The sequence below is a fragment of the Aestuariivirga sp. genome, from assembly GCF_044238155.1.
Taxonomy (GTDB): domain Bacteria; phylum Pseudomonadota; class Alphaproteobacteria; order Rhizobiales; family Aestuariivirgaceae; genus Aestuariivirga.
Genome location: NZ_JBIIDX010000156.1, coordinates 1 through 8,016 on the forward strand (window position 1 = coordinate 1; position 8,016 = coordinate 8,016).

The 8,016-nt window shown below is 56.6% G+C and carries 9 protein-coding genes and 1 pseudogene; 5 read left to right on the forward strand and 5 right to left on the reverse strand.

Going from position 1 to position 8,016, the window contains the following annotated elements; genetic code table 11:
- The 4 genes and pseudogenes from ACILRN_RS14250 to ACILRN_RS14265 all read right to left on the reverse strand — a co-directional run.
- The coding region (locus tag ACILRN_RS14250; protein WP_395689377.1) for a DUF2924 domain-containing protein at positions 1-314 on the reverse strand (314 nt) is incomplete at its 3' end.
- Positions 315-325: 11 nt separating this feature from the next.
- Positions 326-652: a DUF3489 domain-containing protein gene (locus tag ACILRN_RS14255; protein ID WP_395689379.1), complete on the reverse strand. Its 327-nt coding sequence runs from the start codon at positions 650-652 to the stop codon at positions 326-328.
- 485 nt (positions 653-1,137) lie between these two features.
- Positions 1,138-1,914: a hypothetical protein gene (locus ACILRN_RS14260; protein ID WP_395689381.1), complete on the reverse strand. Its 777-nt coding sequence runs from the start codon at positions 1,912-1,914 to the stop codon at positions 1,138-1,140.
- A 214-nt stretch (positions 1,915-2,128) separates the two neighbouring features.
- Positions 2,129-2,596 (reverse strand): annotated as a pseudogene (locus ACILRN_RS14265) (transposase); the annotation flags it as partial.
- Positions 2,597-2,715: 119 nt separating this feature from the next.
- On the opposite strand from ACILRN_RS14265, the gene ACILRN_RS14270 reads away from it, so the two are divergent.
- The 3 genes from ACILRN_RS14270 (at position 2,716) to ACILRN_RS14280 (ending at position 4,218) form a co-directional block, all read left to right on the forward strand.
- Positions 2,716-2,976: a hypothetical protein gene (locus ACILRN_RS14270; protein ID WP_395689383.1), complete on the forward strand. Its 261-nt coding sequence runs from the start codon at positions 2,716-2,718 to the stop codon at positions 2,974-2,976.
- 172 nt (positions 2,977-3,148) lie between these two features.
- On the forward strand, positions 3,149-3,535 hold the full coding sequence (locus ACILRN_RS14275) for an antitoxin Xre-like helix-turn-helix domain-containing protein (protein WP_395689385.1): 387 nt from the start codon (positions 3,149-3,151) through the stop codon (positions 3,533-3,535).
- On the forward strand, positions 3,535-4,218 hold the full coding sequence (locus ACILRN_RS14280; RefSeq protein ID WP_395689387.1) for an RES family NAD+ phosphorylase: 684 nt from the start codon (positions 3,535-3,537) through the stop codon (positions 4,216-4,218). Before ACILRN_RS14275 ends, ACILRN_RS14280 begins: the two co-directional genes overlap by 1 nt.
- A gap of 601 nt (positions 4,219-4,819) precedes the next feature.
- Here the strand turns inward: ACILRN_RS14280 and ACILRN_RS14285 are convergent.
- Entirely contained in the window at positions 4,820-5,842 is a 1,023-nt protein-coding gene (locus tag ACILRN_RS14285; RefSeq protein WP_395689389.1) for a TRAP transporter substrate-binding protein, read from the reverse strand.
- Positions 5,843-6,269: 427 nt separating this feature from the next.
- Between ACILRN_RS14285 and ACILRN_RS14290 the strand changes: the two genes are divergently transcribed.
- Together ACILRN_RS14290 and ACILRN_RS14295 are read left to right on the forward strand one after the other, a co-directional pair.
- Positions 6,270-7,184: a sulfotransferase domain-containing protein gene (locus ACILRN_RS14290; protein WP_395689391.1), complete on the forward strand. Its 915-nt coding sequence runs from the start codon at positions 6,270-6,272 to the stop codon at positions 7,182-7,184.
- Between the two features lie 557 nt (positions 7,185-7,741).
- A partial coding sequence (locus ACILRN_RS14295) for a hypothetical protein (RefSeq protein ID WP_395689393.1) occupies positions 7,742-8,016 on the forward strand: 275 nt, incomplete at its 3' end.

An 8,016-nucleotide genomic window follows, 5' to 3' on the forward strand; every position in this document is an offset into this window, starting at 1 on the left:
CGCACCAGCGTCGTTCCCGGTTTCAGCGACGTCATATCCGGCGATGGGGCACGATCGGGATCCTGAAGCTTGCCAGCGACAGTCTCGAGGCGCCGGAGGGTCCCCCTGCCCAGGCCGCCCAGCTCCTCCTGCAGGCGATGGGCGATGAAGCGGATGAGCAGGTCGCGCCTCAGGGTTCTGGGAACCTGGGCCTGGTACTGCCTTTGCCAGAGAACTCGGAGCTGGGATGTGGGCAGACCATCCAGGTCCAGCAGCTTCTGCCGCAAGGCGGAGGAGGTGGCAGGAGCGAAGTTCGCGATGCGATGCTGCTTCATCTCCATCTCCCTCAAGCTCCAGCCTTGACCTGATAGCGCCGAACGCCTTCACCATCCTTCTCGGCAGTGAGGATGAGGCCCAGCTTCTTCCTGACCGTACCCGAGAGGAAGCCCCTAACGCTGTGAGCCTGCCAGCCGGTGACGCCCATCAGCTCCTCCAGGCTCGTGCCATCAGGCTGCCGTAGCAGCTCGAGGCATGTTGATGTCTTGCTGCCCTGTTCAGTGGGAGGTGGAGCAGCCTTGCTCCTGCCAGGTGCCTTTGCCGTCTTGGATACCTTCTTGGAAATCCTGGAGGATGGCTGCTTCCTGGCGGGACGTATCTGCGTATTCTTGGTCATGGGTGGATCCCTTCTGCGGATCCGCCCAATTGCGGATCTCGCACCACCCAAAGCCCCATGATCGGGTGGGGCTCATGTGTTGCCGATCGCTTCGGCCGTCACGAACAACAGCAATGCTTCCTTTGCAGCGGAAGTCGAGGGAATTCGACGTCACAAATGAAGAGCATACTGAGTATTCGAATCCCTCGCGATCCGCCATTCGGCCCCTGGGCAAATCTCTCTCCCCGAAATTCCAGCGGCAAAAATACCCAGTATTTGCGGGCTTCTTCGCGAAAAGCTCCTGACTGCCGGAATGGCCAGGAGGGCGGATTTCGTCTCTCTCGGCCCCGTATTCTCCAAAGCTCCTGACTGCCCGGAAAAAGTACGGCGGCGGTAAAGCATTGAAATAAATCAGATTTCCTGCAGACTCACCAATGTACTTTGCATCTTCCATTAGGTGCGCGAGAGGCCCTCTTATCCAACTCTCGGCGCGGACCACGATCACTTCAAGGACTGGCACCTGAAGCCGCAAGAATGGGTTCTGGGCCCAGTGCCCCATAACCGAAGAATGGCCTGTCATGCATGATGATGACGAAGAGCAAGAGGCTGGCTGCAGTCGCAATCGCCGCCAAGGAAACTTTAGCGGCGATGCGAAAGTCCGCGTGGCTCATGGCAACCACGAAAAGTAGCGTTAGGATAAGGCCTTCCACAAGAGCCCATTGGCCGCCGCTTACCCTATCCTCCGCGATTGATAAGCGCTCCTTGCGGGCACTTGACAGATTGTCATACGCGGCAAGAAGCCGACCCTGGTGCACCTTGTCCTTATACTCTTCCGTTGGCCAACTGATGATCGCAGAATAGATTTCTTGTAGGGACTGCTTTGCTCCGGAGTTACCTTGCACCATGACCGACCACTCGTTGCCGACGGAAGTACCATAGTGTTCGAGTAGTCGTACCAGGCCGTCCCGTCCTGGTCCCGTCATTGCATTGAGTGTGGTGGTCATATCTTGGACGGCGTGCGCTTCAGCGTTCACCGCGTCGCGTGCGCGATCTTCCATGGAATAGACGGAATGGGCAAGAAACGCCAACGAGAGACCTAAGACGCCACCTGAAATTGAACCAACGGCTGTGTTGATCTTGATGAGTCCAGCGCTCGCCCGACGGACCGGTGGCAGCAGTAGCAGACTGTAGATCGCAAACGCGACGGCGCCCACCATGCACAGAATGACGACAAAAAGAGGTACCGGATGAAGCCAGTACATGAAATCTGGCGGTGCGTGCACTTTTGTCTTCCTCCCTCTGTCTTTCGTTACAAACAAGTTTCAAGCCCAAGACCACGCAATGACCGGCTTGCCAAACCGCCTACTCGTGCAATTCTGTTGCACTTCTCGATTTCTTGCAAGGCTCCGCCCAGGCGAAAGGTGGTGGCGAATCACCGGTCGTTGGATGGCTGCGCTCTCCTGCTCTGATGCGTCAATTTTTCACACTAGTGTCCGGTTAAAAGCCGAATAAATTCAATTGCTTGTCGTTGGCGCGTTGCGCTGTTCCCTGATCGTCGGGCCGGAATGCCGATAAAATGGGCGTTTTCTCGAACACCGACACCGACAGGATCTGTAGCAATGTGTAGAGCGAGGCGTCGAGTTGCAGATCCTTCTTGACGATGGCAATCAGCACGTAGGTCGATACGGCGCACCAGATTTGCGTCTTGACCGCATTCTCGCTCGTACCAAGGAACCGCTTGATTCTGAGGTGCTGTTTGATCCATTTGAAGAACAGCTCGACGTGCCAGCGGTTCTTGTACAAGGCAGCGATCGTGAGTGCCGGGAGCATTGTGTTGTTGGTCAGGAACACCAACGTCTTGCCGGTCTCGGGATCCTTGAAGCGAATGCGCCGCAGGAGTTCGGGATAGTCCTTGGCAATGTAGAAGCCGTTCATGGCGATGCTCTGATCGCAGATGACGCCCGTGTCCGGTTACATATGGCCGGATATTCCAGAACATCGAGGAGGTCCGCACTGCTGTTCGCGACTTCATCGCTGCTGCATTACGCCGGTCTGTCGGATCAGGAGGAGGAGGAATCAAGATCGTGGCTAGCTGGACCGGGGCCAACGAGAAGACCGTGAAGAACTGGTTCGCGGGGCGCTACGGCCCGAGTGGGGAGCACCTTGCCGTTCTCGTGAGGCGTTCGGACGAGGTCCTGAGCACCTTTCTGGTGATGGCCGGTCGGGAGGATCTCATGGCGGCGGTGAAGCTGGCCGCGGCTGAGAAGGCGATTATGGAACTGCTGGACGCCGTTCGGAGCATCGCCAATGTTAACGGCGGCGAAGAAGAACGGGACGATATCTAATTGTCTGAAATATAGAGAGAAAACGTAGCTCATCGCCTCTGGGGCCTTCGCGGGGTACACCCTGGCGGAGGCCTCTATCAGGAACTGTACCGCGCTCCAATTGTTCATATTCTGCCAAAAACTTGATTTTGTCCCAGAATATGCACATATTCGGTCCCGGAGGTTACCTACAATGCCCAATCCTACAGCCGCCAAGGTCTTGGACCGAAAGGACCTGACCGGACCTGCCCTGCGCACTTTTTTCCGGATCGCGGAGGCATGGGGTCTTCAGGAGCAAGAGCAGATGCGACTGCTGGGGCTTGAGAGTCGATCCACGCTACAGTCATGGAAGCGCGGCGGCGTGTCCACCATTCCCAAGGACGCATTGGAGCGCATCTCCTACGTGATGGGAATCTACAAGGGGCTTCACATCCTGCTTCCTAAGACCGCCGATCAGTGGGTTCGAAAGCCCAATGCCGCAAAGATATTCGGCGGCCGCTCGGCGCTTGAAAGAATGGCGTCAGGCAATGTTGCGGACCTTTACGTAGTGCGCCAGTATGTGGACGCGCAGCGCGGCTGATGACAGACATTCCCCTTACTAAGGTCGAGTGGCTCCCCTGCTACAGGATCGTCCCTAGTCGATTTCCGCCCATCAACCTTTTCGAAGCCGTTGCGGATCCTGCTGACCTCGATGCGGTTTACCAAATCGAGGCAATGACCAATGACAGGCTGCGGGAGGAGGTCGGAGACATCTCCCTTGTCCCGCCCGAGGACCGGGTGTCTGGACCTGGGAGTTCGCCCATCATGGCTGCGTTCACACACCTCAATCCCGAGGGTGACCGTTTCACGAACGGCACGTATGGTATTTTCTATGCTGGCCGCACGATTGAGACGGCCATTGCCGAAACACGCTATCATCGTATCCGCTTCTTGCAGGCCACCAGCGAACCCGCCCAGGAGCTCGACATGAGAGTCTACGCTGTTGATCTCGACGCCGAGCTGCATGATATCCGCGGAATGCGCAAAAGCCATCCTGCCTATTATCACCCTACCAATTACGGGGTGTCACAGGAACTCGCACTGGAACTCCGCGAAAATGGCTCCGGCGGAATTATCTATGGAAGCGTTCGTGATGAGAGCGGGGAGTGTGCGGCAGTGTTTCGCCCCCGGTTGCTTTCTAACTGTCGACAGGAACGGCACCTCTGCTACGTGTGGGACGGCAAGACCATCTCGGTCATTTACGAGAAGAGGAACTTCGGATGATGCCACAAGCTCGTAGAATGCCACTCACTGGCTCTTTTCGCTCGGTGGTTCGGATCCGGGCTAGGGATTCGAACTCCGCCGAAATGTGACTACAGCAAAATCAATAACTTGGAAGCAGAGAAGGTTGGATTTCGGGCCTGTTCCCTCCGCCATTTAGCCCCCAGGCAAAGCTCTCTCCCCGAAATTTGAGCTACGAAAATCTCCAGTATTTGCGGGCTTCTTTGCGAAAAGCTCCTGACTGCCGGAATGGCGGCGAGGCCGAATTTCGCCTCTCTCAGCCGGATATTCTCCAAAGCTCCTGACTGCGCTGAAAAAGTACGGCGGCGTTAGATCATTGAAATAGCTTGGTTTTCTTGGTGCGTTGCTGCCGTACTTTGCATCCTCGCTCCGGCTAGCGCGAGGCGCTCACATCCAACCCATTAGAAAGACCCCGAGCCCATGATCGCATGCTCCAACCCGGGTTGATAAGAGCCATAGAAGCGTAGAACGCCTATGCCCGTTACCATCGCATCGCCAACCGCACTCGACAGAGCCGCAAACGGGCAAGAGCCTCTCACTCGACCTGGTACAAATGCCAGTCAAGCCAGCCACAGTTGCGTTCCTAAGCCAGCGTGCGCCCCACAGCGCTTTCGAGGATCGCCCAAGCTTCGTCGCCATAGGTGCCCTTCCACTCGGCATAGAACCCTGCCTCGCGCAGTCTGGCCTCGAACGGGGCGGGGTCGGGCTCGTTGAAGGTGAAACCTTTTGCTTCAAGTTCTGGCCGCAAAGAAGTGTTCAGTTTTGCGAGATCGGCACGCTGGTTCATTCCGGCGGCGTTGAAGTGCTTGTTTATGATCTGCTGAAGATCTTCGGGCAGGGCAGCCCAGGCACGCCGGTTGCCCAACAGCCAAAACCCATCCCACATGTGATTGGTGACGGAGCAATACTTCTGCACCTCCCACAGCTTGGCGACCTTCAAGATCGACAGGGGGTTTTCCTGCCCATCCACGATGCCAGTCTGCAAAGCCGAATAGACATCGGAGAAGTTGATCGAGGCCGGGGCGGAGCCAAAGGCTCTGAACATCGAGGTCCATAGCGGCGATACTGGCACACGGATCTTCAAGCCTTCAAGGTCGGCAGGCGTTTCAATTGGATTGGTCGAGGTGGTGATCTGCCGGAACCCATTGTCCCAGATCGTGTCCATCACTACGAGACCGCCATCCTTGATCTGACCGCGTGCATAGGCGCCCAGATCACCGTCCATTGCAGTCCAGACGGCATCATAGTTCGGAAAGGCAAAGCCGATTCCATTAATCGAAGCCTTGGGCACCAGCGTCGACAGGATCAATGGCGACAATAGGAAGAACTCCACCCCGCCTGCCTGCAGTTGGTCCAGAACGTCGGTGTCTGCACCCAGTTGGTTAGACGGGAAGATCTGGATGTCGACTCGCCCGCCAGATTCCTCAAGGATCGCAGCGGCGGCTTCGGCGCTACGTATGTTGCTGGGGTGGGTCAGCGGTTGGTTGTTGGCGAATTTATAGGTAAACTGAGCAGCCTGAGCGTTGGTGCGACGTGCAAAGGGTGCGGCAAGCAGGCCGGCGGATGCGGTCGCACCTATCAAGGCAGTGCGGCGGTTTATGGTCACAAGAGTTCCTCCGGGGGATGTGCCGAAGGGACTGCGACTGTAAATGGCAGTGCAGAATTAGGCCACGGCGGGTCGAAGCGTGAGCGCCTTGTCGTGGTCGAAGCCGAGACGCTCGGTGGCCAAGGCAGCCCACAGCGTCAGGACGAATGCGCGATTGATCCCTATCATTGCTGGAAACTAGCATGCGGCCGGTGCGTACGGAATGGTCGGGGTGACCACCAAAATGACTGATGCTCCCACTCCACCGGAAACGGCAGCATCGCCCAAACAAAGGGCAAGCACCCGCCAGTGACCCAGGTAGCGCATCCACGATAAGGATGCCTGTTGCCAAATTAAGCAATTAACTTCCAGAGATTGCAGGCATGTGATTGAATTGGCCTGGCAAGTTCTGGTGAATAATTGGCAGTTCCGGAAGGAGATGCTCAGGATGAAGGCTTCAACAGAGAACAGTCTGCCGGTGAAGAAGCGTGAGATACTGAACCGCTATCTGGACTCGCGTCACTGGAATGACTTTGTCTTTCGTGACGGTGATGTGGTCATTGCCACCTATGCGAAGTCGGGTACCACGTGGATGCAGCAGATTGTGTCTCAGCTTGTCTTCGATGGTGCGGAGGATCTGGACCTTCATCAGCTTTCGCCGTGGATTGACCTTCGCACGCTCCCTCAGGAGGCGCGCGATGCTGTCGTGGTCCAGACCCATCGCCGGTTTGTTAAGTCGCACCTGCCGGCAGATGCGCTGGCGTTCTCTCCGCTCGCTCGCTACATCTACATCTGTCGCGATGGGCGAGACGCGGCTTGGAGCTTTCACAATCATCATTACAATATGACAGACGAGGTTTTTGCCCGTTATAACTCCGGTCTGCCGGACCATGTGCCCCTGATAGAGCGGGGTACGGACGACCCTTACGAATTCTATAAGGCGTGGTTTGCTGGAAATGGCCATCCGATCTGGCCGTTCTGGGGGCATGTGAGGTCATGGTGGAATATACGCAACCAGCCCAACGTGATGTTGATTCACTTCAACGATTTGACGGATGATCTCGATGCCTCGATTTGGCGGGTCGCTCGCTTTCTCAAGATAAGTCCCGATCCGCAATCGTTTGAAGTAATCAAGTCACACTGCACCTTTACCTACATGAAGGCGCATGCGGCGAAAATTGCTCCACGTGGCGGTGCGGCGTGGAAGGGTGGAGCCGACACATTCATTCACAAGGGAACAAATGGCCGCTGGCGAGAGCGTCTTACAGCAGAAGATATGGCTGCCTACGAACAGCGGGCTGTTTCCGAACTGGGGGAAGAATGTGCCCGCTGGGTGTCGGACGGCGGTCCATACTCGATCTGACGCAGGCATCTGTCACAAAGCGACGTCGCTATGGGTATGTTCCCTCTTGCGCCATTGGTTGATCCAATCGAGGGGAAACTGCCGCATCACCAAAGCCATCGTCAGCACCTCTGGTTACCTGCCTGCTGCAGCTTGGCGACGATCTCTTCAGGCGTGTGCTTCTTCTTTGGCATGTTCTGATCTTCCTTGATGCCATAAGACATACTTCAAGTCGGACCACTTCTGTGGGGGTGGATCACATTCAGGATTGAACACCCCGAGCCTACGGCTCCAGGAGAGCAACGCCAACCTCACTGCGAATATCTACATTGACCGGCAATCTGCGCCTCGCCAGTAGCATTAGCGCTGTCATTCATCCTGCCCCTTCGTCCGTCCATGGTTCGGACGAGGTGAAGCTCACTGACCGCGAGGACGGTAAATTAATGCCCCAGAAGCCCGGAGCTTATTCTTTGGTATCTCCGCCTTGAACCTATGTAACTCAAGTTGTATTGGTTTATCGGCGACTTACGTCGGAAGCAGGTACGACGTCTAGAGCTCATTTCTTAAAGGCTCTTCCGATGAATTCCAAGGTGGCGTTCGATCTCTTTGCTGGAATGCCCTGTGCCAGACTGCCCGAGAGCGAATTCGAAGAGCTGCTTTCGAAGGCTCTGCCGGGCAACGCGCTGAGAGTTCCGCAAACACCGATGGCAGTCGCCTTCCTGGCATCCTGCGTGCGCTTTTCCGGGCGGCCCGCCTACCGGATCGACGGGCAGTGGATCACCTGGGCCGACTGCGCCCGGCGCGTGGGACTCCTCGCAGCACGGATCATCAAGGACATTCGGCGGCCCGACAG

What these genes read in the sequence shown, in the direction of transcription:
- ACILRN_RS14255 (WP_395689379.1), bottom strand. Translation starts at nt 652, where the DNA reads ATGACCAAGAATACGCAGATACGTCCCGCCAGGAAGCAGCCATCCTCC.
- ACILRN_RS14275 (WP_395689385.1), top strand. Translation starts at nt 3,149, where the DNA reads ATGCCCAATCCTACAGCCGCCAAGGTCTTGGACCGAAAGGACCTGACC.
- ACILRN_RS14280 (WP_395689387.1), top strand. Translation starts at nt 3,535, where the DNA reads ATGACAGACATTCCCCTTACTAAGGTCGAGTGGCTCCCCTGCTACAGG.
- ACILRN_RS14290 (WP_395689391.1), top strand. Translation starts at nt 6,270, where the DNA reads ATGAAGGCTTCAACAGAGAACAGTCTGCCGGTGAAGAAGCGTGAGATA.